At 58.4% G+C, this 25,257-nt stretch carries 18 protein-coding genes; 5 read left to right on the top strand and 13 right to left on the bottom strand.

Going from position 1 to position 25,257, the window contains the following annotated elements; genetic code table 11:
* Positions 1-15: 15 nt before the first annotated feature.
* Complete coding sequence (locus ACYUME_RS03640; protein WP_460418085.1) at positions 16-1,710, bottom strand: DNA cytosine methyltransferase; 1,695 nt, start codon at positions 1,708-1,710, stop codon at positions 16-18.
* 331 nt (positions 1,711-2,041) lie between these two features.
* Between ACYUME_RS03640 and ACYUME_RS03635 the strand changes: the two genes are divergently transcribed.
* Entirely contained in the window at positions 2,042-2,494 is a 453-nt protein-coding gene (locus ACYUME_RS03635) for a very short patch repair endonuclease (RefSeq protein WP_460418084.1), read from the top strand.
* Between the two features lie 156 nt (positions 2,495-2,650).
* Here ACYUME_RS03635 and ACYUME_RS03630 read toward each other — a convergent pair whose 3' ends face one another.
* Genes ACYUME_RS03630 through ACYUME_RS03610 form a run of 5 tightly spaced genes read right to left on the bottom strand, consistent with a single transcriptional unit; the run spans position 2,651 to position 10,094 of the window.
* On the bottom strand, positions 2,651-3,568 hold the full coding sequence (locus ACYUME_RS03630; RefSeq protein WP_460419282.1) for a PD-(D/E)XK motif protein: 918 nt from the start codon (positions 3,566-3,568) through the stop codon (positions 2,651-2,653).
* Entirely contained in the window at positions 3,561-4,259 is a 699-nt protein-coding gene (locus tag ACYUME_RS03625; protein WP_460418083.1) for a hypothetical protein, read from the bottom strand. The genes ACYUME_RS03630 and ACYUME_RS03625 overlap by 8 nt, the downstream gene beginning before the upstream one ends.
* Positions 4,256-5,215 (bottom strand): hypothetical protein, encoded by a 960-nt coding sequence (locus tag ACYUME_RS03620; protein ID WP_460418082.1) that lies wholly within the window; start codon positions 5,213-5,215, stop codon positions 4,256-4,258. Before ACYUME_RS03620 ends, ACYUME_RS03625 begins: the two co-directional genes overlap by 4 nt.
* Positions 5,212-7,260, bottom strand: coding sequence for a hypothetical protein (locus ACYUME_RS03615; RefSeq protein ID WP_460418081.1), 2,049 nt, complete (start codon positions 7,258-7,260; stop codon positions 5,212-5,214). The genes ACYUME_RS03620 and ACYUME_RS03615 overlap by 4 nt, the downstream gene beginning before the upstream one ends.
* A gap of 5 nt (positions 7,261-7,265) precedes the next feature.
* A complete protein-coding gene (locus tag ACYUME_RS03610) occupies positions 7,266-10,094 on the bottom strand; it encodes a Z1 domain-containing protein (protein WP_460418080.1) in 2,829 nt (942 codons plus the stop codon).
* 1,271 nt (positions 10,095-11,365) lie between these two features.
* Between ACYUME_RS03610 and ACYUME_RS03605 the strand changes: the two genes are divergently transcribed.
* On the top strand, positions 11,366-12,367 hold the full coding sequence (locus tag ACYUME_RS03605) for an alpha/beta fold hydrolase (protein WP_460418079.1): 1,002 nt from the start codon (positions 11,366-11,368) through the stop codon (positions 12,365-12,367).
* Here ACYUME_RS03605 and ACYUME_RS03600 read toward each other — a convergent pair.
* From ACYUME_RS03600 to ACYUME_RS03585, 4 genes are all read right to left on the bottom strand, one after another.
* Positions 12,364-13,383 carry a PDDEXK nuclease domain-containing protein gene (locus ACYUME_RS03600; RefSeq protein WP_460418078.1) on the bottom strand — a complete coding sequence of 340 codons (1,020 nt, stop codon included), beginning with the start codon at positions 13,381-13,383 and terminating at the stop codon, positions 12,364-12,366. The genes ACYUME_RS03605 and ACYUME_RS03600 overlap by 4 nt on opposite strands.
* 131 nt (positions 13,384-13,514) lie before the next feature.
* Positions 13,515-14,906, bottom strand: coding sequence for a GABA permease (gene gabP, locus ACYUME_RS03595; protein ID WP_460418077.1), 1,392 nt, complete (start codon positions 14,904-14,906; stop codon positions 13,515-13,517).
* Positions 14,907-15,329: 423 nt separating this feature from the next.
* A complete protein-coding gene (locus ACYUME_RS03590; RefSeq protein WP_279882531.1) occupies positions 15,330-16,370 on the bottom strand; it encodes a magnesium transporter CorA family protein in 1,041 nt (346 codons plus the stop codon).
* A gap of 12 nt (positions 16,371-16,382) precedes the next feature.
* Positions 16,383-17,969, bottom strand: coding sequence for a RimK family protein (locus ACYUME_RS03585; RefSeq protein ID WP_279882529.1), 1,587 nt, complete (start codon positions 17,967-17,969; stop codon positions 16,383-16,385).
* Positions 17,970-18,061: 92 nt separating this feature from the next.
* Between ACYUME_RS03585 and ACYUME_RS03580 the strand changes: the two genes are divergently transcribed.
* Entirely contained in the window at positions 18,062-19,159 is a 1,098-nt protein-coding gene (locus tag ACYUME_RS03580; protein ID WP_460418076.1) for a peptidase C39 family protein, read from the top strand.
* 180 nt (positions 19,160-19,339) lie between these two features.
* On the opposite strand, the gene gudD is transcribed toward ACYUME_RS03580, so the two are convergent.
* Both gudD and ACYUME_RS03570 read right to left on the bottom strand, forming a co-directional pair.
* Positions 19,340-20,695, bottom strand: coding sequence for a glucarate dehydratase (gene gudD / locus ACYUME_RS03575; protein WP_460418075.1), 1,356 nt, complete (start codon positions 20,693-20,695; stop codon positions 19,340-19,342).
* 16 nt (positions 20,696-20,711) lie between these two features.
* Positions 20,712-22,040 (bottom strand): MFS transporter, encoded by a 1,329-nt coding sequence (locus ACYUME_RS03570; protein WP_460418074.1) that lies wholly within the window; start codon positions 22,038-22,040, stop codon positions 20,712-20,714.
* Between the two features lie 344 nt (positions 22,041-22,384).
* On the opposite strand from ACYUME_RS03570, the gene ACYUME_RS03565 reads away from it, so the two are divergent.
* Together ACYUME_RS03565 and ACYUME_RS03560 are read left to right on the top strand one after the other, a co-directional pair.
* Complete coding sequence (locus ACYUME_RS03565) at positions 22,385-23,056, top strand: FadR/GntR family transcriptional regulator (RefSeq protein WP_279882521.1); 672 nt, start codon at positions 22,385-22,387, stop codon at positions 23,054-23,056.
* Positions 23,057-23,150: 94 nt separating this feature from the next.
* Entirely contained in the window at positions 23,151-24,044 is an 894-nt protein-coding gene (locus ACYUME_RS03560; protein ID WP_460418073.1) for a GNAT family N-acetyltransferase, read from the top strand.
* Positions 24,045-24,192: 148 nt separating this feature from the next.
* Here ACYUME_RS03560 and ACYUME_RS03555 read toward each other — a convergent pair whose 3' ends face one another.
* Entirely contained in the window at positions 24,193-25,203 is a 1,011-nt protein-coding gene (locus tag ACYUME_RS03555; RefSeq protein ID WP_460418072.1) for a zinc-dependent alcohol dehydrogenase family protein, read from the bottom strand.
* Between the last annotated feature and the right edge of the window lie 54 nt (positions 25,204-25,257).

Raw genomic sequence — 25,257 nt, 5'->3', positions numbered from 1 at the left:
CACATAGCCTACAGATCAGCTCTTGAGCAGTGGCGAAACGTCTGAACTTTGTGTGGGTCGTTCATCCAAGATATCTTGACGCTCGGCAACCCGCCGCCCAACAATATCATAGACAATTTCTGCGATCTTTTTTGCCAACAGAGGCGGTACCGCATTACCCACTTGATGGTATTGCTGCGTTCGATTCCCTTCGAAATAATAATTATCAGGGAATGTCTGGAGCCTTGCAGCCTCGCGAACGGTCAGACTACGACATTGCGCAGGGTCATAGTGAATAAAATAGTGCCCATCTTTCGAGATATGACTAGTGATAGTTGTTGCTGGAGTGCCCGCAAGCTGCACCCTAAAGCGATCACTAAACTTTCCGCTCTCCCAATTTTTATGAGCAGGAGCGAGCCCAGGAAGTGTAAATTGCTGATGTCCCTTAGGGGAAAATTTGTTGTGCTCCGCGAAAGTACTCGCAAAGGCATATCGCCTCAAATCTGATCTCATATGACTGCGTGCATCGTGACTCATCCAATATTTAATATTGGGATCATGATACCAAGTATCTAAAGAAGGTACGCCAGTAGCACCTTCCCCTTGCTCTTTTTTAACTCGCTCGCCGCCAGAACTGTGCGGTGCATTGAAAAGTGCTTCACGAGTCTCTCGTAAGGGCTTAATCATTTCGCCATTTTGCAGTTCAGCGTGCTTCAGAAGGTCATCTACTTCGTCGACAACAGCGCGATACCAATCTTCGTCGCAGTTGCCACGCCGTGACAGCTTGCTCCTAAGTCTAGGCAAGCCTCCAATTGCCTGCTTCACCGAGACTGGATCGGCAGTTTTTAAAAAATCATGATCCGGAATCTCACCCCGCTCATCGAGCGCTATTCCTAAGAGGATGACGCGATGGCGAGCTTGTGGAACCCCATATTTTTCTGCTTCGATGATAAATGACTTAGGTTTTACATTTTCGATGCAATCTGAAGAGCTAAACGCTTCTTCTGAAACTAGAGAGCAAATTTTGTATTTCTGCCCGCCTTCCGCATTATCCAATGCTTTGGTAGGATCAACCAAATCTTCCAAAATCTGTGAGAAAATTCCTTTCCCTCCGACCTTGGAAGACAAAATCCCTTTAACGTTTTCCATAACGAAAACAGTAGGACGATAATCCTTGATAATGCGCAGATAATCCTTGTAAAGAAAATGTCGATGATCATTCTCTGGGACGTAACCCTGCTTGGCTTGATTCCTGGCCCGCCCAACGATTGAATAAGCTTGGCATGGTGGACCACCAATAAGAACCCAAGGGCGCCCATCCTTCTTTAATCTGGCATTGATTATATTATTTAACTCTCTATCACCCTCTTCCGATCCCAAGGTTATCTGTCGTGCCTCTTGGTCAGCCCGACTCCAAAACTCTGCTGTCTCAGGCGAAGTAGGCTCTGACGCCTCACCATTGCAGTACCGATAGTAGTCTTTCAGCCCCTCTGGGTACTCGCGTTTGAGCAAGCGGTAGAAAGCGCGCAGCCTGAGAGTCTTCCTGGCGACGGGATCCATCTCAGCAGAAACGATGATGTCGAATCGCTTACCATCACCAGCGGATGAAAAACCCTCACCCAGTCCACCTGGGCCAGCAAAAAGGTCAACGATCTGGATGGCGTCCTCAACTGTAACAGCGGGCTCAACGATCGCCTTTGGCGGGAAAAGGGTATTCTGGTATTGAATCATGGGCTTCATTGGTCAGAAATCAGTAATGGCAACAGCTTGGGGAGCCGAGCTCCGATACTCTACCAGGATTGGGAGGTAAGCGCAGCTCCAGCAGTGCTTACCATGACCGCACTCACTCGGCGCGTGCTCTGGATTGGGCTAAATTAGCAGCCACAGGCGTGTTTTCTTGGGAAGCATATTTTCGTCATGGCTCATCGCCTGTCGCATCCAAGCCACGAAGCATCCGTCCACGCTCGGCGAGAAATCAATGAATATTAGAGGTTTTTTGGGGGCTATAATGGGCTCAAAGGCTTTATCCTTCTGAAAGAGTAGGCGCGTCTTAGGAGGGCTCATGGACCTAGTCAGTAAAGAAGTCAGGTCTCGCATGATGGCCAACATCCGCAGTAGCAATACATTACCGGAGATGAAGGTCCGGAAGCTGCTGCATAGGCATGGATTCAGGTATCGCTTGCATCCAAGGGAACTTCCTGGCCGCCCCGACGTTGTGCTACCACGCCACCGCCTCTGCATATTTATTCATGGCTGCTTCTGGCACCGGCACCTTGGGTGCAGATACGCGACACTCCCCGCTTCTCGCGAAGATTTCTGGCGCTCAAAATTCCAGCAAAACGTGAAGCGAGATGAAAGAAATAGAGCCGAATTACTTCAGCAGGGCTGGCGTGTCTTCGAACTTTGGGAATGCGGAATCCGCAAGCCGGAAGTCGAAATGAAATGGCTTCTTGAGGCCATTCCGGATCGTAATCAACAATATATCTCTTGGCCTGCTGTGGTGCCCACCAACTAACGGCGACATTCAGGCGACCACGCAGGCTAAATTTCTTGAGGACGCCCTTTTACCATCAGCAGCAGCCAGCATTGATTTAAATTATCGCCGGAGTACAACCGGCCTAGAGCATTGAGCCACTCCATCAACCAGCCAGAGCCAAACTAAGCATGACCTCTAAAGCTGTTGATACTCCAGACCGGAAAGATCAATTCTATATTCGAACTGCACAACTCCTACAGGCAATACTCCGCCTATAAAACTTTCAGGTGTTATACGAGGAAAGTTGTTGTCAACTGCATACGAGCGCGCCTCAAGCAGAATAAATTTTTCTTTCCGAACAGAGCATCCCGCCTCCATGCCAATCCTCTGCAGTGCCCTCTCGAGCATGGCTGCTTCGACGCCTAGCGTAATGAGCCGATCACAAACGAGATCTATAGATAAACCATCATCATCGACCGGTTCGAATCTAAAGTGAGCAAGGGTTAAAGGCTTACCGGATGACGCAGCCAACTGAAACTGACCGGAAATGTTTATCTCGGCCCCATAACGGCTAATCGTTGATTTAACCTCGTAATCGGTCGCTGGAGTTTTGATGTCAACCACGCCGCCAAACGGGCCACTCCACTCAAAGGTGGCTCCTTTAATGGCCAACATTTCAAGGGCCAGCAGTTCGGCAAGCACGTCATAGCCATGTTTATCGACCAGCGCATTGCCCAGAAGATGCCGCCACCGTTGCCACCAAACCAGTGGATCCGCCAGAAGAGCTTCGCGCACAGCTATACCAGATTCGACGCTGACCATATGCTCGCAGATAATTCCAAACTCGTTTCGAAGCCACTCAGTAGACGACTCCAACCGCAAGAAGTGCCGATGCTGCCCAGCAACAATCCGCTCCACGGTCCGGAGACTTGCTCCGGCAAAACCTTCTGAAATCTCTAAGGGTTTAGAACACTCAACGGCAACGCCGAACCTGTCGCCTTCACGAAAAATCCACGCAGGGTACGTTGCTGGCATCGTCTTGATAGGCAACATTCGGCCGCTCTGATCCAAGTTAGCAAAGCCTTCCTGAATTTCCTTCAATAAATCAGTCATGGTCACCATTCAAATCCATGGGTGCACATCCTACGTCGGTAAATAGCGCATCGACATATCCAAACAAACCGCCTTCACAAAACACAGGCTCCTTCAGCACAATCTGCGCCGTGTTGAGCTTCATGATTGATCTGAACTGATCTTGGGAAGGTTGGCGCAGCCGACGCATCCTAAAAATCATACGTGTCAGATCTATCCTAAAACCGCCCTTTCCAGGTCGCTCGACCAGTTGCACGACCGTATCCGTAGTAACACTTTCCAGTACCTGTCGAGTTTCTTCTTCGGAGCCTTGCCATGTAAGGTGAACGGTCCACCATACCGCCCGTAACCAGATGCGGCTTCGGCCCTTCAGGAACCGTACAGGTGGTGCACCGTCCCAACGACTTTTTACCAGATCTGGCAGAACACGCAGGGATAGGAAACGCCACCAGCCGTCATCAGCGGCGGTGCGAATGTCCATGCCAGCGTCTGCCAGTACCCGGTAAAGGGCGAGGCCAACTTTCATGTCATAGGCGCCAGGGCTTGAGGCGTTGCATTTTTCGGTGGGGTCATAAAGCGCCACGATGCTGAATAACTGGCGGCGAAGCTCTTCCATTTTCGGATTGGACGTATCGGGAAGAAATGTATCGCCTTTAACCATCTCGTCAAAATGCCGCTTTGATAGTTTTAGGTTCAGTGTCGGGAAACTCATGCATCACTCTCCAGTTTCCGGACCTGATTATCAAGCCAACATTGAGTGGATATAAACAACTCTGAAAGCGAGCATGTATTAAGATCACCCAATCGGATAAATGAACGTACGGCCTCGGCAATACTCGCAATACCTTCATCTGCATCGTGCGAGCCCAGATACGCATCGAACTGTGCCCCCATGTCATTCTTAACCTGTGCAATAACCAGCGCAAGCCAAGATGCGAATACCTGACGCATCAACGGCGACTGCTCGATTTTCATAGCCCTACGATCGCGCAACTGTTCAAAATGCGGATGGGCGCTGTTAAGTACAAGGGCGACGTATTCACTAGAAAACGGCTCATCCTGCGGATCGCTCCAGCAAGCTTTCAATTCCCATAGAGGCCCCTCTGCCCCCAGAGACTCCTCCAGCACAGGGAAAAGGGAGCCGTCTCCGTCGATGATGATTTCGATTGGCTGTGATAGAGGCCCTAGGCGTGCGCCTGGGTGATGTGCAAATCCGGGAGCGCACTCTGCGTTGTATTGACCCAGAAAAGCTTGAGCCGATAGAAATCCGCTACCTCTGACCGTCCCAGGCTCTAGTTCGATGTCGAGTATCAAAGACCTCGCTTCTTCTTCATGCCGTAGGCCATGAACGCCTCCAAGCGTTCGCCAGCACGAATCTGCAGATACCCACTCCAGCGCCAGAAACACCTCAGCGTCCGTGCTAGCCACTCCGTCGGGGCCGAAGATGACCTCCAAGAGAGAATCTCTGTCGATAAAGCATTGAACCAGTAGGGGATGCTCGGACGGGTTCCAGTCACTATCCTTGCCTAGGGCATATTGATCGCTACTTACTAATGTCGCACCCGGATCAAGACCATCGTAGGACCGGAATGCATAGTTCACCTCCGACACGCTTCCGCTGCTGAGTGGCGCATTCAGCATTCGATATAGTGGCAGCCGAGTGCTCATACCACCGCTCCATTCTGACCCGAAATGCGGACACCGATTACCGGTCGTAACAGTTTGACATTGGATTCAGTTATCCTGACATACAGCTCCCCCTCGATGATCAGGCCGGGTGAATTAGTCCCAGCACCAACAGTGAGCCTGACCCCGGTTCCATGGATAATTTTCAAGCTTTTTACAATAGGCGTCGTACTAATGACGCGGGGAGACTCCAGTCGAAACGGAAACGCGCCGAGCCCACTCTCTAACCATGTATCAAAGGCTATTGGTCCGCCCTCTGAATCGACAGCGATGGTGATTTCCCTCGGAATGTGTGGCAGCACCATCCCCCATCTCAAACGCCATCTCATGACGATGCCGGATGCTTCATGCCCAACTTCCAATATTTCCAGTTCGGGCGATGACATCGCACTAACTCTGCTTGAACCTTGTCCAGTAGCCGCACGTGGCGTCGCTTTGCCAAACCGCCCATCCCCTCCAAACCCACGGTTTGGCAGAACGAGCTCGGCGAGTTTGCGCGACATCCGCATCGAAGGTTTGACGGTCACGCTTGGCTGGGGGGGGACCCCAAAATCCTTCAGGGCTCTGCCACACTGGGCACGAATCTTTTCAACGACTCGCCCTCCACTTACATCTACCCACGCGGCATGATCCGCGCGCTCGCAACTCCTCAGATAGCTTTCGAGAGTTTGAATGGTCGAACGTAGCCCTCGGGCTTCAGATGGCAAAAGCTCCTGCTCTGAGTCCGGTAGAAAGAGTGCTACAACGTGTCTACCGTCCGCAAAACCAGAAAATCCACCCGCCCAACCTCGCGAATCAATACTGTCATCCCAGCAGATGTTCATTCCAGGCGAGCGCATAAACGTCACCAGCGGTCGATGGGGACCGGAGCTATCTGTCTTGGAAAAGATACAGGTTTCAGGACTTGGCGCATTATCTGGTGCATCCATTTGCAACTGGCGTGAAGTAATCGCCACGGCAAGCAGCCAGCCCGCATTACCACTCCCTACGAATTCGCCCCGCAACTGAATAGCTCTGCAGAGCACGTCATTTTCCTTGACACCTCTGGCCGTTAAATAATCTTCCTCGTCAGGATTCAATCCTACCGCGCGGCTATAAAGGGACTGTGTCACCCGAAATATGGGCAACATGTCCTCACTGGCAATTTCCTTCCCGTTCACCGACGCACTCAACCATCTGCCACTGGCAAAGAACGGGTTATCCAACCGTGCACTGAACCAGCGCTGGATCGCAACATTCACATAATCTTCGTAACTGCTGTACCACCATGGCGCCGCTCCGCCGTCTTCGTCAAACACGGGCAGTAAGTTTTCCTTTAGCAATGGAATGATGATCGCCGTTCCAGTTTTGTTACCGGTGAACGGCTGGACACCCAATGCATTCAGAATTTCGTAAATGTGCTCCGATTCGGTGATAGCACACAAACTGTCATATGCCCCCCACCATGCTATGCCGGTTTGCGTCTCAAGCTGCAGGCGATCGACTCGGTTTTCATCTTCGACCAACGAAGCCACCAACCGCTCTTCGTACCCATCGTCCGTCTTGATCCTGCTGTAGTACACGACTAGGCCGGCCCCCATGCGGAAATAACAGGTCTTGCCTAATCCCCACGAGCCACCTGCACCGTCATCCGCGCGAGTACGACCGATTTCAAACACGAGCTTCAGGAAATTTCCATGCTGACCGTTAGCTTCCACGCTGTCGAAGGTCATCGGCCCCGTGAGCCCCTCGGTCCCTGAGTCGCGAATTTCAAGGAGTTTCGGAGTACGCGGATAGCGTTTCACGAGCATCTGCAAATTCAGACCTTCACTGAAGGCGGAAGCGATGGCGTCCAGAGAATGCTCGCGAATATGGAAATCTACTAAAACCGGCCGTGACTTATTACCATCACGACCTGCGTCTAACGCATTCTGAACGGATTCTCGTACCAGCAGGTCCAATAAAGGTGTTTCTTCGTTCTGCAGAGCCCGAAGCAAGAATGCTCCGGACTCCTGCATAGGCTGCAATGGGAGGCTGTAGTACTTCATATGGGTCAGATCACGTCAACCGTTTCTTCAAGGTTATCTTCCGATGCAGTGAAGATATCCGGGATGTCAACCGTCACGTGAGTGACGTAATTTTTCTTCTTACCTTGCGAACCTGGCAGGTAAAGGCTGATGCCTACGATGTGCCCCTTGGCATTAAGCGATTGCCTCACTCGACGCGGCTCAGGAACTGTCTTTATAGAGGCCTCATATGGGCTGTCTTTGTCGATGAGATAGATCAGCAGTTGGGGTAATGTTCCAACACCACCTTTTTCGCGAAGCTCTGCCACTTGGGCGTTACTATATCCCGACTTCGAAAGTTCACTATCTTCAAGGCCGCGGACATCCGCCAGCAGATCCCTAGGGTCACGCAGCGCGCCAATGGACACACCACCATCCGAGCGTTTATCAGCAAAGCGGCTACGATTGACGCGACCAACAATTGCGCCAGAAATATTCCAGCTGTTGTTCGGTTTGGGTGTACTGCCTGCCACCACTACGTTCCAATTTGTGTAGCCTGCGTTTTCAGCGTGCTCTCCCAACCATTGCAGAAACGCTCTCATATCGGAGAAGAACTGATTCCCTGGGTGGAATGAAAGATTGGCTAAATAATCGGCGACACGACTTACGTCAACCTCGCGCCAGACAAAACTATTAGCGCCCTTACGTTCGGACTTTTTAAGATCGGTACCTGCCGAACGCAGAAATTTCTCCGTTAACGACAGATTGCCTTCAAGCACCTTGGCTGCATCATCGCCGTCATGAAAAACGGTTGTTTGCCGATTGATTCCTGAAAAATCGAACTCCGCCTCTATCGAGCGCTGCATCCTATTCGCACCCGTCGGGCGAATCCAAGCAAGCCTCGCATGTACACGGACGCGAGGCCCGAACTCCTCAGGTTTGGCGCCGCCGTGCATGAATCGCTGTAGATCATCACGAAGCTCCTCCTCTGCAACTGTCATGAATTCATACTTTGCTCTCGTATCATCGGACATCCAGATGCGAGGCAGCAGTTCATAGCCTTTGCGGTATCCAAACCAGCGCCCCATCTGCATGAGAGAATCCGCTTGGGCCGAGCCCCGCAGGAAAAACGTGCTGACCAGATTTTCAATCGTCAACCCTCGGGAAAGCGTCCCGCCGCCGATAACGATAAATGCTGTGCAGAAATCCAGTCCCTGCGCCGCGTCTGGGTAAAACAGCCGCCGGACTTCATTTTCGTCGGTCACCCCGTTGTTGGCGCAGTTATCTACACACACGTGGATTCCTCGGTGATAAATCCGGTTTGAATCCGCATCAAGTTGGATAGCCGTCACCGTATCGAGAAGCGTCCTTATTTCCGTAAAGAAGTTATCAAATATAGGCAGCTCATGAAGTTCAGATATACGTCCGTAGTCAGGGAACCGTTCGCAAAAATGCTCAACAGTTAGATCTGCCGAGACACTCTCCCACACAGGCCTAAAAGCACCGTCCAACTGACCATCATCATACTTCGACCAAGTCTCGAGGGCTGCCTGAACCGCTTTGCTCATAGAATCATGATGAAGCTGCCTTGCGCTGGTATGGATCAACATACTCACAGGTTTTACAGCACCAGACAGTCGCATCACTGCCACACAGCATAAGTACCAGATCAGGCTATCTTCCAGCGAGCGCGGCAAACTCAGATCTTCACCCTTGTGGAGCCTTACAACTTGCTTTAGGTCTACATCAGAGACTTCTCGAACGATGCCTAGCGGCTCTTTTTCATTTTCGGCATAGCCGAAAATTTGCACAGGCCCAAAATGTTCATCCGCTTGCGGCAACACCGCTATGAAGTCCGTTGGATACAGGGTATCACCAGGTCCTTCATTGAGAAAGTTAGCAGCTGGCGTGGCAGTGAACGCTATGTAGTTAACGCTTTGCAGCTGCAAACTGATCAACTCAAGGATGAGTCCATTAATGACCGTACGCTCAGCTTTCGAAACGTCATTAGAATTTATTCCCGCCTGATCAGCTTCGTCATCAATAACCACAAGTCGCATCTGCGACATACCCTGCTGATGTGCCTTGATCCACTCAATGAGATGCCTAAGTCGAGCCGGGTTCTTCAAGCAAACAACAAGGTGGCGGTCTCTTCGGCCTGCATCGAACTGCATATCCTGCGCCCGAGCACCATAGGGGCTATTTTTTGATGGATGCTCAATAGATTTCCAACTGACATTACCATCATGCTGGAAAAGATCGCCTACCAGACGCTTGCTGGTTTGCACTCGTAGGTTCTCGAGAGTACCAGTTAGCACGACAAATAGATTCCATCGATAATCCGCTGCCATGGAAATCAAACCTGCCATGTTGGCCGTCTTGCCGGACTGTACATGCCCAACCACCAGTCCTTTTACAGCCACGCGATCTTGAGTCGTCTGCCGAAGACCCAAAAGGATGCGTACCGCCGAGCTTTGGATATTGTCGACCGAGGCTTTCTTCCAGCCCTGAGCGAGCAGATGCTTTCTGTAGAGCTGCCAGGCACTACGCGCGTCCTGTGGCACGGCCATACCCGGCTCAGTCTCTTCCGCCCCCAATATGATCAAGGGCCTAGCAGCAGCAATAGATTGTTGTTCAGCCTGCTCCTTTCGCCTAACGATTTCCTTCCAGCGTTCGAAGCGCTCTTCAGGACTGTTTCCCAGCGAGGGCCAATCGTGCATTTCCTCCTGCGAAATGAGCCATTCATTGACCTCTTCAAGCACTCCTCCGAATCGGCCGAGCTTTGCGATATACTCCCAAGTCCGGCCTCTCAGGCGCCAACCATCAATGAACGCGCGGCATTTGTCGTACGCTGGGTCAGTACTGTAATCAGTCATTAGCATCCCTACTGTATTCTGAGGGCAATTCGAAAGGAGGGGCGACCTACCTCCAAGTCCAGGGTAGCGATAGTGGCATAGCGCCTGCCGCCTTGCAAAACCCATTACCAAGCGGCCGTCATCCACATGCCTCTCGCTGACATCCTTTCATCGCCGTCAGAACGCAATATCTCTTTAGCCTTTCCAACGAGTGGCTCAACCATCGGTAACTACTTTCTTACTCCAGGCGGCTATAGCAAACAACCTCAAGACCGCTTCGAATCAAAATGCGTTTCTTAGCCACTCTTTAGGCCGAAAGCTTTGGCGAATCTCAGACCATGAGCGAGCAGTCCATCCTGCGTGACTTCCAGCATAGTGGCGTCGTGAGTACAGAGTCTCTTTCGCCGCCTAATCGACTTGCACAGCCAAGAAAACTTGTCAACCTAGCTTATGGGCGGATGGGATCGCGCGTGGCAGCAGCGGCAGATTCCCGCACTTAGGGCCGCTGCTTTGCCGTGGAACCACACCTACAGCTGTTCCCGCACAGTTGCTTCGCTCTCAGCCACCTCGGCGAGGTCGCCAACATAGAATAAAGACCGAGCAGTACTACAAATCCAAACTGCAAGTCAATCGCGATAAAGTAAGAGGTCGGCTTCGTAGACAGATCGGCCTGAGCGACCAATCGAACTCTCCATTGTCGCCGTGGTTACTTAGAAATGGCTGTGGAACACTGGCTGACCATCCCTAACGGTTCAAGATTATGATGCAGACAATCACCACTCACAAGAAACGGCAGATTGAAGCCAGCACCATGCAAGCCAACAAACTGCCTGTAGGCGTAATCAGTAATGGACCCGGCAACCAACTGACCGCCCCATCATGAAAGTCTCCAAAGGCGTCCTAGAGCAGGCAATCTCGACCCAATCAATGCCCGCTTGGACAAAAACTGCCAATGGCGACTCAGTTACAATCATCGCAACGTGGGCTGTATTCCTACTGGTATTCCAAACAAACAATTTAGACGCGATTTTCTATATAAAACAGTACATTATTGAACGAATTCAGCTCACCCCGGCGTCTTAATCAACAACCCGAAGGCGATGATCGTGCGAACATCACTGGACTCAAGCGTAGCGGTAGAGCCTGAACCAATGGTGCGATTAGATCAACCTGCCGCATATCAGCTACCGTACCATCAACAATTTCCAGGCTCACGCCTATCCCGGCCTACCACACCAGAACTTCAAAACAACCGTCAGCAGTAGCGCGCTACATTGACAGAGTCCACCAAAATGCCCCCCACGCGCACCCCATGGCTCTGCCTAATCACCTGCCTGGCCCTGTTCAGCACCACCACCAGCGCCGCCCCCCAGATACTGCATCTGGGCCAGTCCCCCCCTTACAACTTCCTCGCCTACAGCAACACCGACCTGACACACCCCCAACCAGCAACCCGCGCAATCGTCATCCTCCATGGCGTGCGCCGCAACGCCGAGGACTATTACCGCAGCGGCCTGCAACTGCTGGCCAACGCCGGCCTGAACGGGCAAGACACCTTGCTGCTGGCCCCCAACTTCCTCACCCCACGCGACAGCACTGCCACCCGCGACATGCCGCTATGGCCAAAAGACCGCTGGATGCATGGCAGCCCTTCGACAGATGGCCAGCGCGGCATCGCGGCCTTCAGCGTGCTCGATGACCTGCTGGCCTACCTGACTGACCGCCAGCGCTACCCGCATCTGCGAGAGATCGTGCTGATCGGCCACTCCGCCGGGGCGCAACTCATGCAGCGCTATGCGGTATTGACTGACGGCACACCGCAAACGCCGGGCATCGCTATCCGCTACGTGGTTTCCAGCCCGTCCACCTACCTGTACCTGGACAGCAACCGACCACGGCAGGGCGGCTTCGCGCCATTGCCCCTCGGCCAATGCCCGGACTACAACCACTATCGCTACGGCCTCGAACAAGCGCCGCTGTACCTCACTCGCCAGGGTCTGGATGCCCGACAGCTGTTTCGCCGCTATGCCTCGCGCGATGTGACCTACCTGGTGGGCGAGCGCGACACTCACGCCGACAGCAAGGTCATGGACCACAGTTGCGGCGCCGAAGCTCAGGGGCGGAATCGACTCGAGCGCCAGCTCGACTACCTGCGTTACGAAGGTTTCCTGTCACGCACCTGGGGTGTCGCCGTTGCGCATCGCCAGTTCGTCATTCCCGAGGCAGGGCACGATGCCGGCCATCTGTTCGCCAGCCCGAGCGTGGCCGAGGTGCTGTTTGCGCGCAAACCCTAGCGCTGTGCATCGAGGGCATAGAACTCCTGAAGCTTGGCCTGCAACAGCGCCTTGTCCGGCAGGCGGGTCTGGTATTCGGCGATCAGCGCCGGCGACAGGCTGCGGTTGAGGGCGTACTCGACCACCTCGTCATCCTTGCTGGCGCACAGCAGTACGCCGATGGCGGGGTTTTCGTGGGCTTTGCGTTCGCTGCGGTCGAGGGCTTCGAGGTAGAAATCCAGTTTGCCCAGGTATTCGGGTTCGAAGCGCCCCACCTTCAGTTCAATGGCCACCAGGCAGTTGAGGCCACGGTGGAAGAACAACAGGTCGAGGGCGAAGTCACGGCCGCCCACTTGCAAGGGGTAGTGCGAGCCGACGAAGCAGAAGTCGCGGCCCAGCTCGACCAGGAAGTCCTTGAGGCGGCCGAGCAATCCCTGGTGCAGGTCGGCCTCGGCGTGCCCACCCGGTAGGCCGAGGAACTCGATCATGTAGGCATCGCGGAACACCTCCAGGGCCGACGGATGAGCCTGGGTGAGCGCGGCCGATGCCTTGGCCGGTTGCGTCATGCTGCGCTCGAACAGTGCTGCCTTGAGCTGACGCTCCAGTTCGCGTTTCGACCATTTTCCCTGGATTGCCATGCGCAGGTAGAACACCTGCTCGTCAGCACTCTTGCACTGGCCTAGAACGATCATGTTGTGGCTCCACGGCAATTGTCGCACCAGTGGCGCGACAATTTCGTTGCCCCGGTAAACCTCATAGAACTGGCGCATGCGAAACAGGTTGGCTCGGGTGAAACCGCGCAGCCCGGGTTGGGTCAACGCCAGATGCTCCGACAACTGGCTGACCACGCCATCACCCCACTCGGCGCGTGCCAGCTTGCCGCTGATGTACGCTCCGACCTGCCAGTACAACTCGATCAACTGCGTGTTCACGGCCTGGACCGCGCGCTGGCGGGAGGTGTGGATAAGTGCGAGGACTTCGGCGAAACGTATATCGCCGGTTGCAGACGCTGATGCGTCCTGGGGCGGGGTATTCATGCTTCGACGCTCCCTGGCGGTGGTAAAGGGCCGAAAAAGTCTATCCGCCTTCACGTACAACACGGCGCCTGCAACTGTTGCAAAACGCAAAGAGGGCGCCCAGTGGCGCCCTCTCGTTCACGGCAAAGCCATCAGCCCATCGACCGTGCTCCCACCACCCGCCCATGCCCGCGCGTGGTGACGATGCCCAGGAACGAAATCACGATCGCCAGGCTCAGCGTCGCGGTCACTTCGGCGCGGTGTTCCTCGGTGAACATCATCACGCCCAGGGCGCCGGAGATGAACAGGATCACCGCCCAGGTCAGCCAGGGGAACAGCCACATGCGGAACTTCAAGTTGGCGTTCTCGCGCTCCAGGCGGGCGCGCATGCGCAGCTGCGATATGGCGATCACCAGGTACACCAGCAGCGCGATGGCGCCGGAGCTGGCCAGCAAAAACTCGAACACGCCCTTGGGCGCGAAGTAGTTGAGGATGGCGATGGCCGCGCCGATCAAGGTGCTGCCGAACACCGCCGCGCGCGGCACGCCGACCTTGGAGGTGTTCTTCAGCAGGGCCGGGGCATCGCCGCGCTTGGCCAGCGAATACATCATCCGCGAGGCGATGTAGATCGACGAGTTCATGCAGCTGGTCACGGCGATCAGCACCACGAAGTCGACCATCAGCGCGGCGTTGGGGATGTTCATGATCTCCAGGGCGCGCTGGTAGGAACCCACCACCGCCAGCTGCGGGTCGTTCCACGGCACCACCGAGATGATCACGAAGATCGACAGGATATAGAAGGTGCTGATGCGCCAGATCACCGAGCGGGTGGCCTTGGCGATATTACGCGCCGGGTCGCTGGACTCGGAGGCGGCGATGGTCACCGCCTCGGTGCCGATGAAGCTGAACATCACGGTGATGAAGGCGCCGACCACCGCCGGCCAGCCCTTGGGCGCGAAGCCGCCGTGCTCGTCGATCAAGCTGCTCAGGCCGCTGACTTCGCGCTCGGGCAGCCAGCCCAGCAACGCGGCGAAGCCCAGGCCGATGAAGCCGAGGATGGCGGTGACCTTGAGAATCGCGAACCAGAACTCGAACTCGCCGTACTTGGCCACGCTGAACAGGTTGGTGCAGGCCAGCAGCAGCACCGAGGCCAGGGCGAAGATCCAGCTGTCCACCTGGGGGAACCAGGCATTGAGCACATGGCCCGCGGCCAGTGCCTCGATGGGGATCACCAGCACCCAGAACCACCAGTACAGCCAGCCGATGGTGTAGCCGGCCCAGCGGCCGATGGCCTGGTCGGCGTAGGTGGAGAACGAACCGGTGTCGGGATGGGCCACGGCCATTTCGCCGAGCATGCGCATGACCAGCACCACCAGGGTACCGGCCACGAAATAGGAGAGGATGGTGGCCGGCCCGGCCGCCGCGATGGCGTGCCCGGAGCCGACGAACAGTCCCGCGCCGATGATGCCGGCGATGGACAGCATCGTTACGTGACGAGGCTTGAAACCTTGAGCAAGGTTGCCATCAGTTCCCACGGTGTTCATTGATGTTGTTCTCTTTTTGCTGACACAAGGAAGGGACGGGCAGGCGTAGGCGAAAACGGTCTCCTCGGCAAAGGGCGGAGTACGTTGCGCACGCTCTGTTATCGGCCTTCTCACGCGCCTGGGGCAACGCACCATGGGGATGCGGGCTTCACTTTAAGCCGGGCGCGGCGCCAGCAAAATGCTCGGGAACGCCAGGTAAGTGTTCGATCACGACACTGCGTGCCTATCCACGCCAGTCAAGCCCCTCGGCATGCCTGAGAGCGTCAGTCGCGGTCACGCAGGTGGTCCCGGTAGAAGTTCAGCACGGCGAAAACCACGATCGCGGTGACGGTCATCAGGCCGATCTGCAGGTTGCTCATGGGCTCTGCGGATTAACGATCGAAACTGGCCGGCTATGCAGGGCTTCGCCAGCATGGTTGGCACCTACGGGTTAGGGTGAAACGCTGGTGCCTGTGGGAGCGGGTTTACCCGCGAAAGGGCCTGTGGATTCTCCAACGCATTCGCGGGTGAACCCGCTCCCACAGGACCACGATGTTTTCCCGATCGTGCCAGGCGCTTGAGCGCCAGCACCATCAATACGCCCAGCAGCATCATCGCCAGCACCAGCAGCGCATAAGCCAGCCACCATGGCACGCCTGCGGTCATCATGCTGAATTCGGACATGCCGCCAATGCTGGCGATCAGGTTCAGCGGCAGGAACACCACATTGATAAGGGTGAGCTTGCGCAGGGTTTCGTTCATCGCGTTGTTGGCCAGGTTGCCACGGGCGTCCATGAGTCCGGCGAACACCGTCGAGTAGATCTCGGCCTGCTTGTGGCACTGGGTATTCTCGATGACCAGGTCGTCGATCAGCGCCAGCACCTCGGGGTTGAAATGGCGCTTCTCGCCATGGGCGCGCAGCCGCGAGAGCACCGCGCCATTGCTGTGGATGGCGTTGATGTAGTGGATCAGGCTCTCGCTGAGGTTGAACATCTGCATCAGGTGGTGGTTTTCCAGCGACTGCTCGAAGCGTTGCTGCAGTTCGCGGGCGACCATCTTGATCACCTTCAGGTGCCCCAGGTAGTGGTGCAGGTTGTCCAGCAGGATGGCCAGCAGGACATCCATCGGGTCGTGCAGCGCATGGCGTTGCCCGAGGCCATCGAGCAGGGAGGCGTCCGGGGCGATCAGCACCAGGTGGCCGTCGACCATCAGCATGCCGAACGACGACACCTGGAAGGCAAAGCTGTCGCCTCCGGTATAGCTCTCCGGGCGCTTCCAGATCAGGAACAGGCCATCGCGGTGCAGCTCGATCCGCGACACCTCGTCCGGGTCCAACGCTGACGCCAGGGCATGGGCGTCCAGGTGGAACCAGGCCTGCAGCAGTTCACGCTCGGCACTGTCCGGTTCGACGAACAGCAGCACCTCGCAATCGAGCCCTTCGCGCTTGCGCAACTGGCCATGGGCCAGGCTGTAGCTTTCGATCATGCCAGCACCTCGTTACCAGGCTTGCCCCCGACGCTTCTGCTCCAGGCGGCGGATGAATTCCTCCAGCACCAGGGTGTAGAGGTCGTCGTGCAGATAGGCATCCTCGATGCCGGCGTCGAGGTTGGGGTTGTCGTTGACCTCGATCACCACCACCCGGTCGCCCACCTGCTTGAGGTCCACCCCGTACAGCCCGTCGCCGATCAGGTTGGCGGCCTTTACCGCCAGCTCCACCACCGCGCGCGGTGCCTCGTGCACGGCCAGGGTGCGGCATTCGCCGTTGACCTCGTCGCGCTGGGCCTGGTGGTTGAAGATCTGCCAGTGCCCTTTGGACATGAAGTACTGGCAGGCGAAGATCGGCTTGCGGTTGAGCACGCCGATGCGCCAGTCGTACTCGGTGTAGAGGTATTCCTGGGCCAGCAGCAGCACCGAGTGCTCGAACAGTTCGGCGGTGGCGGCCTGGAGTTCGGCGGGGTCCTTGACCTTGATCACGCCACGGGAGAAGCAGCCGTCGGGAATCTTCAGCACCAGCGGGAAGCCCAGGCGCTCGCCGATCCCTTCCAGGGCCTGGGGGTTGTCGCGGTAGAGGATCTCGCTGGCCGGCATGGCCAGGCGATGGCTGCGCAGCAGGTCGGTCAGGTAGACCTTGTTGGTGCAACGCAGGATCGACGCCGGGTCGTCCATCACCACCAGCCCTTCGCTCTCGGCCTTCTTGGCGAAGCGGTAGGTGTGGTTGTCGACGCTGGTGGTCTCGCGGATCAGCAGCGCATCGTACTCGGCCAGGCGCGCGTAGTCCTTCTTGCCGATCAGCTCGACGTCGATGCCCAGCTGGTGCCCGGCACGCACGAAGCGCTCGAGCGCCTCGGGGTTGGACGGCGGCAACGCTTCGTCGGGGTCGTGGAGGATCGCCAGGTCATAGCGCGCCACACGACGTGAGCGCGGCTGGCGCCAGATCCTGCGACTGAAACCGTCGAGCGCATTGGCGAACTGGTCCTGCTGGTCTTCGCGCAGCTTGTGCAACGCGCCGGCCTTGACCCCGGCGATATGCCAGGTGCTGCTCTTGCGAAACTCCACCAGCAGGATCGGACACGGAAAACTTTCGAACAGCTGGCGGGCGATATCCTGCAGCGGCTCCAGGTCGGTACGGCCGAAATACAGGGTCAGGGTGAAGCCTTCGGTTTCGCCATAAGGATGATTGGCCAGGGCACTCTCCAGGCGACTGGTCATGTCGTCGAGGGCCAATCCATACAGCGACTTGCGGGTCAACTCACTGATACTTCGTACCGAAGGAATAACTTTATGCCCGCGCGCCTCGGCCAACAGCGAACAATAATAACCATGGCCTAGGTACTTATAATTACGACATAAGTTTATGACTTGAACGCGTTTGCCACTTTCCGCTTCGCGCGGCTGTTCCAGATATTCCTGAGCCGTCACGACATCCTCGCTCGGGAGGTACGAAGCCCAGTCATCACGGCGCTCCACGATAATCACCAACTGGCTTGACTTGCTGTCCAGCGGCAGTGGATAAATAACACCAGTTGCGGATTGATTTGAACTTTCCCTGGTCCATCCAGGCAAGGGTTCCTGAAACGAAGACATTTTTGAAGCCCTGTGTTGGGTACACACTGCTTCTATTAAGCACGAAGTTTTTCGAATGTCCCGTTTCATTACGCAACTTTTACGGCGGCTCTATGCATATCGAATTTCGCCTGGCAACCGTTGATGACCTGCCGGATCTGCTGGCGCTGGAGAACCAGTGCTTCGCCCTGGACCGGCTCACCCCACGCAGCTTCCGCTGGATGCTGTCCCATGCCAATGCCAGCCTGCTGGTGGCCCAGCGCAATGGCCAGCTGATGGGTTACGCGCTATTGCTGTTCCATCGCGGCACCTCGCTGGCACGGCTCTATTCCATTGCCATTGCCGAAGCCGCGCGCGGCCAGGGGCTGGGCGCCCGCCTGCTCGAACAGGCCGAACGTTGCGCGCTGGAGCACGAGCGCGCCTACCTGCGCCTGGAAGTGCGCATCGACAACCCATCAGCCATCGCCCTGTACGAACGCCACGGCTATCGGCGCTTCGCGCTGGTGGACGACTACTACGAAGACCACGCCAGCGCCCTGCGCTACGAGAAGCGCATCCTCCAGCGCCCGACCGTCGAGTCGCGCCCGGTCCCTTACTACGCCCAGACCACCGATTTCACCTGCGGCCCGGCCTGTCTGTTGATGGCCATGGCGGCCCTGCAACCGCAGCGCCAGCCCACGCGCCACGAGGAACTGCGCCTGTGGCGCGAGGCGACCACGGTGTTCATGACCTCCGGCCACGGCGGCTGCAGCCCGCACGGACTGGCACTGGCCGCCTGGCGCCGGGGTTTTCGTGTACGCCTGCAGGTCAACACCGAAGGGCCGCTGTTTCTCGATGGCGTGCGCCAGCCGGCGAAGAAGGAGGTGATGCGCCTGGTCCACGAGGACTTCTGCGCCGAGCTGCACGGCAGTGACGTGACGATCGCCCGGCCGGCGCCCGACCTGCCTCGGGTACTGGCCGAAGGCGGCCTGGCGCTGGTACTGATCAGCAACTACCGGCTGACCGGGAGCAAGGCGCCGCACTGGGTGCTGGTCACCGCCTGTGATGACGACTTCGTGTATCTGCACGATCCTGACATCGACCACGGTCGCCATCGCCAGGCCCTGGATTGCCAGCATCTGCCGGTCAGCCACCAGGAGTTCCAGCGCATGAGCCTGTTCGGTGGTCGCAAGCTGCGGGCGGCGGTGGTGGTGTACGCAACGGCGGCGTAAACGAAAAAAGCCCCGGGTTACCGGGGCGGCGCTGCACGGGCGTCTGCCTACGCCCGACCGGGAACGCCGGTGGCAGCAGGAAATGTTTGCAGGAGGCCCTATCGCGGGGCAAGCCCGCTCCCACGAGCAATGTGTGGCATGGGAGCGGGCTTGCCCCGCGATAGGGCGGTAGGTGGTTGATCAGCGCACCAGGCAAGGCCGCTTGTTGTCGAAGGCCCACCCCGGCATCAGGTACTGCATGGCCACGCTGTCATCGCGCGCCCCAAGCCCCATGTTGCGATAGCACTCATGGGCCTTGGCCAGCTGGTCTTCGTCCAGCTCGACCCCCAGCCCCGGCCGCTCGGGCACGCGCACATGCCCCTCGACGATGCGCAGCGGCTCGCGGGTCAGACGCTGGCCGTCCTGCCAGATCCAGTGCGTGTCGATGGCGGTGATCTCGCCCGGCGCGGCAGCCGCCACCTGGGTAAACATCGCCAGCGAGATATCGAAGTGGTTGTTCGAGTGCGAGCCCCAGGTCAGCCCCCAGTCATGGCACATCTGCGCCACCCGTACCGAGCCTTGCAGGGTCCAGAAGTGCGGATCGGCCAAGGGGATGTCCACCGCTTGCGACTGGATCGCGTGGCCCATCTGTCGCCAGTCGGTGGCGATCATGTTGGTGGCGGTGCGCAGCCCGGTGGCGCGGCGGAACTCGGCCATCACCTCGCGCCCGGAGTAACCGTTCTCGGCACCGCAAGGGTCTTCGGCGTAGGCCAGCACCTGATGCTTGTCGCGGCACAGGGCGATGGCTTGCTTCAGCGACCAGGCGCCATTCGGGTCAAGGGTGATACGCGCATCAGGGAAGCGCTCGGCCAGGGCGACAACCGCCTCCATCTCCTCTTCACCGCGCAGTACACCGCCCTTGAGCTTGAAGTCGTTGAAACCATAACGGGCCTTGGCGGCTTCGGCCAGGCGCACCACCGCTTCCGGCGTCAGGGCCTGTTCATGGCGCAGCCGGAGCCAAGCGTCGTCGGCATTGGCCTCGTTGCGATAGGCCAGGTCGGTGCGCTGGCGATCGCCGATGTAGAACAGGTAACCGAGCATCTTCACCGCCTCACGCTGCTGGCCCTCGCCCAGCAACGCGGCCATCGGCACGCCCAGGTGCTGGCCGAGCAGATCAAGCAGGGCGGACTCCATGGCGGTGACCGCGTGCACGGTAATGCGCAGATCGAAGGTCTGCAGCCCTCGCCCGCCCGCATCACGGTTGGCGAAGGTCTCGCGCATGGCATTGAGCACCCGCTGGTAGTGGCCGATGGGCTGGCCGACCACCAGCGCCCGGGCATCCTCCAGGGTCTGGCGGATCTTCTCGCCCCCGGGCACTTCGCCCAGGCCGGTGTTGCCGGCGCTGTCGCGCAGCACCACGACATTGCGGGTGAAGAACGGGCCGTGGGCGCCGCTGAGGTTAAGCAGCATGCTGTCGTGACCGGCCACCGGGATCACGCGCAAATCCGTGACCACCGGGGTGCCGAGGTGAGCCTGTGGGGTTGTCTGCATGTTCATGGAGTCTCTCGCGGGGTCAGTTGGCCGAAGCGGCCTTGAAGTCAGGGGACGCCGCGCCTTTGGGGCGCATGCGCACGAAGAACACGGCGATGGCGGCCAGCACCGAAGTCACCGCCAGGCCGTACAGGCCGCCCTGGATCGAGCCTGTCTGCTGCTCCAGCAGGCCGAAGGTGGTGGGCGCGACAAAGCCGCCGAGGTTGCCCACCGAGTTGACCAGGGCGATCACCGCCGCCGCGATACGCGCATCCAGGTAGCCCTGGGGAATCGGCCAGAACAGCGACGAGGCAGCCTTGAAGCCGATGGCGGCGAAGCACACCGCGACGAAGGCGAACACCGGGCCGCCAGTGGTGGACATGAACATGCCGCATGCCGCGACCAGCAGGGCCGCAGCCACCCAGGCCTGCTGGAACCTCCAGCGCCTGGCGCAGGCGGCGAAGGCGTACATGGCGATGATCGAGATCAGCCAGGGGATCGAGTTGAAGAAGCCGACCTGCAGGTCGCTCAGCTCGCCCATGCGCTTGATGATGCTCGGCAGCCAGAAGGTGGCGGCGTAGATGGTCAGCTGGATGCAGAAGTAGATCAGGCAGAACAGCACGATCTGACGGTCCTTGAGCAGGCGCCAGGCCGATACCTTGGTCGCGCCGCCGGCCTCGCGCTCGCGCTGCTCCTGGTCGATGGCCGCCACCAGCGCATCCTGCTCGGCACGGCTCAGCCACTTGGCGTCGTGGGGCTTGGAATCGAGCCAGAAGAACACGAAGAAACACAGCACCACCGAAGCCATGCCTTCGATGAACAGCATCCACTGCCAGCCGTGCAGGCCCATGCCCTGGATCTGCATCAACGCACCGGCCAGGGGGCCGGAGATCAGCGAAGCCACGGCCGAGCCACTGAGGAAGATGGCGATGGCCTTGCCGCGCTCGGCGGCCGGCAGCCAGCGGGTGAAGTAGTAGATCACGCCGGGGAAGAACCCGGCTTCGGCGACCCCGAGCAGAAAGCGCAGCACGTAGAACTGGGTCTCGGTCTGCACGAAGGCCATGGCCGTGGCCACCAGGCCCCAGGTGAACATGATGCGGGTCAGCCACAGGCGCGCGCCGACCCGCTGCAGCAGCATGTTCGAGGGCACTTCGAACAGGGCGTAGCCGATGAAGAACAGGCCGGCGCCGAAGCCATAGGCCGCCGCGCTAATGCCCAGGTCGCTCTCCAGGTGCGGGCGGACGAAGCCGATGTTGACGCGGTCCAGGTAGTTGACGATGAACATGATGACGAACAGCGGCAGGACATGGCGCTTGACCTTGGCCACGGCACTGGCAAGCGTGTGCGCAGACGGATCTAGGGTGTCGTTCATGGGGGGCTCCCACTCATTGTTTTTATTGGGGGCTGGTGCTGGACAGAGAGTTGTCTGACCTCCAGGTGAGAAAGAGCATATTCTCGAGGTGGTTGTACGACAACAACAATTTTTCAGGTAAAGCCGAAAATACAAGCAAATATCTGCATAAAATCGGCAAAACATCCACAAACGAGAAAGTTGAAGCTGGCAAGCGGTTGCCAATTTCCAGATCAAAAAATTCTTTGTGCAGAACTTGTCATACAAGTAGATTGGCTATCGAAAGGCTGGCCCACGCCACCTGTGGGAGCGGGCTTGCCCCGCGATCGGGCCGCACCCGCCACCCCCTCACCAGAGAGCCTCCGATGTCCCGCGCCCACGACCTGGTCTCACGCCTCACCCAGCAGATCCTCCTCGGCACCTACGCACCGGGCGACCGACTGCCCTCGGAAAACGCGCTGGTGCGCGATCACGCCATCAGCCGCACCGTGGTGCGCGAGGCGCTGTCGAAACTCCAAGCATCCGGCCTGGTGGAAACCCGTCATGGCATCGGCACCTTCGTCATCGAGCGCCAGGCCCAGCCCGGACTGCGGGTTGGCCCGGAAAGCGCGGCCAGCGTGCGCGACCTGCTGGAGTTACGCCTCGGCCTGGAAGGCCAGGCCGCCGCCCTCGCCGCCCTGCGCCGCGACGAGCGCCAGCTGGCGCAGATGCGCCAGGCGCTGGACGACTACCAGGACCTGGCAGCCGCCGGCGACAGCTGCATCGAAGCTGACCGACGCTTTCACCTGCTGATCGCCGAGGCCACCGGCAACCTGTATTTCGGCGAGATGATGGCGCACCTGGGCACGGCGCTGATCCCGCGCAATCGCATCGCTCAGGCTGAGCGCGCCGGTGCCCGCCTGGCCCGGCACGCGTACTTGGCGAACCTGGAGCACGAGGCGATCCTCAATGCCATTCGCCGCCAGGACCCGGACGCGGCACGAGCGGCCATGTGCCTGCACCTGTCCAACAGCCGGGATCGGTTGGTGCCCGACTGAAGGCGAACGTGAGCGCGGCAGCACAAACTCTTACAACTTTTCAGCGCTGCGACGACTAACCTCTACCCTCCCTTCAGCGACAGGCATGGACGCCATGGCCATTATTCTCAACGACCCCGCGCTCACGCGGGTCGAGCACTACCGCGACGATCCAAAGCTGCGCGGCGAACTCAACGCCCTCACCCGCCAGACCTACGACTTCGACTTCGAAGCCTGGTACCAGGCGGGGTTCTGGCAGGACGGCAACCAGCCTTGCTCGCTGGTACGAGCCGGGAAGATGCTGGCCAATGCGTCGGCCAACCTGCTGGACTTCACCCTCGATGGCAGACGCTTGCGCGGCGTGCAGATCGGTACGGTGATGACCGCTCCAGAGGCTCAAGGCCGTGGCTACAGCCGCTACCTGATGGAAGTGCTGGTGCAGCGCTGGGCAGGCCAATGCGACCTGCTGTATCTGTTCGCCAACAGCACCGTGCTGGATCTCTATCCCAGGTTCGGCTTCCGCCGAGTGATCGAACACGAGTACTACCAGCCGTGGTTGGCACAGCCAAAGACCAACACCTTCCACCCGGTGAACCTGGACGATGGCGAACAACGCCAACGCTTCATCGACGCGGTGGAAAAGAGTTGTCCACAGGCGCGATTGAGCCTCATGCCGAATGTGCCGTTGACCATGTTCTATTGTGACGGGCCTTACCGGGAGGCGTTGTTCCACTCGACACGGCACGAAGCCTATGTGGTCGTGGAACACGACGGTGAACGGATGGTGCTGGTCGAGGTGTTCTGCCCACGCGCACTGGCGCTGCACGACGTGCTGGCCGAGCTGGTCACGGATCACACGCAAGAGGTGGTGCTGGGGTTCGCACCGCTGCACGGCGAAGGGTTCGCCACGCGGGTTGTGGATAACGACGATGCGCTGTTCGTCTGGGGTACGACGCAGACAGGCCTCGAAGCCCAGCCGCTGATGTTCCCGTTGCTGTCACATACCTGATCCACTTGTCGACCTGGCAGGGACCTGTGGGAGCGGCTTTAGCCGCGAACACCGGCGCCGGTGCCATCCACCGCATCGCTTGCTTCGCGGCTAAAGCCGCTCCCACAGGGTCAAGCTGAATCAACGAGTCAGCCAGCAAAGGCTCATCTCACCAGGTCAGGCAGATCTTGCCGAAATGCCGGTTGCTCTCCTGGTACTTGAATGCCTCGACGATCTGCTCCAGTTCGAAATGCTTGTCCACCACCGGCCGCATGCCGTTGGCATCGATGGCGCGCACCATCGCCTGCTGCTGGGCGCGGCTGCCCACCAGCACGCCCTGCAGGCGGATCTGCCGCACCAGTGCCTGCACCAGCGGCAACTGCCCGGCCACCCCGGTGAGGATGCCGATCAGCGACACCTGGCCACCAATGCGCGCGGCGATCATCGATTGCTCCAGCGTCGCCGGGCCACCTACTTCGATCACATGATCGACGCCACGGTTGTCGGTCAGCCGGCGCACCTGCTCGCCCCAGGCCGGGGTGCTCTTGTAGTTGATCAGATGATCGGCGCCGAGGGCCTTGAGTCGTTCGAGCTTGGCATCGCTGGACGAGGTGGCGATCACCGTGGCGCCGGCCAGCTTGGCGAACTGCAGGGCGAAGATCGACACGCCGCCGGTGCCCTGCACCAGCACGCTGTCGCCGGGCTTGAGATGGTCGTCGCTCATCAGCGCGCGCCAGGCGGTGAGGCCCGCGGTGGTCAGGGTCGCCGCCTCGGCGTGGCTGTAGCCTTTGGGCGCATGGGTGAACGAAGTGGCGCGCGCGGTCACCTGTTCACGCGCGTAACCGTCGATGCCATCGCCGGGCACGCTGGCGAAGCCTTCGACTTCGGCCTGGCCGTCGAGCCAGTCGGGGAAGAAGGTGCTGACCACCGCGTCGCCGACCTTGAACTCGCTGACCCCAGAGCCCACCGCGATCACCTCGCCGGCGCCATCGGCCATCGGGATGCGTCGCTCGCTCGGCCCCCACATGCCTCTGACCACGGCGAAGTCGTGGTAGTTGAGGGAGCTGGCGTGCAGCCGTACGGTGATCTCGCCGGCCTTGGGCGCGGCGGTTTCGCAGGTGCCGACCTGGACCTTGTCGTAACCGCCGCCGGGCAGCACGTAGATGGCCTTGGTACTCATGGATGACGTCTCCATCGTGGGAAAAGGTGCAGTCAGCTTAGACAGGTCTGGGCG

This window comes from Pseudomonas sp. microsymbiont 2 (assembly GCF_054788395.1).
Note: the sequence above shows the minus strand (reverse complement) of the source record. Positions and strands in the feature narration are given on the sequence as shown.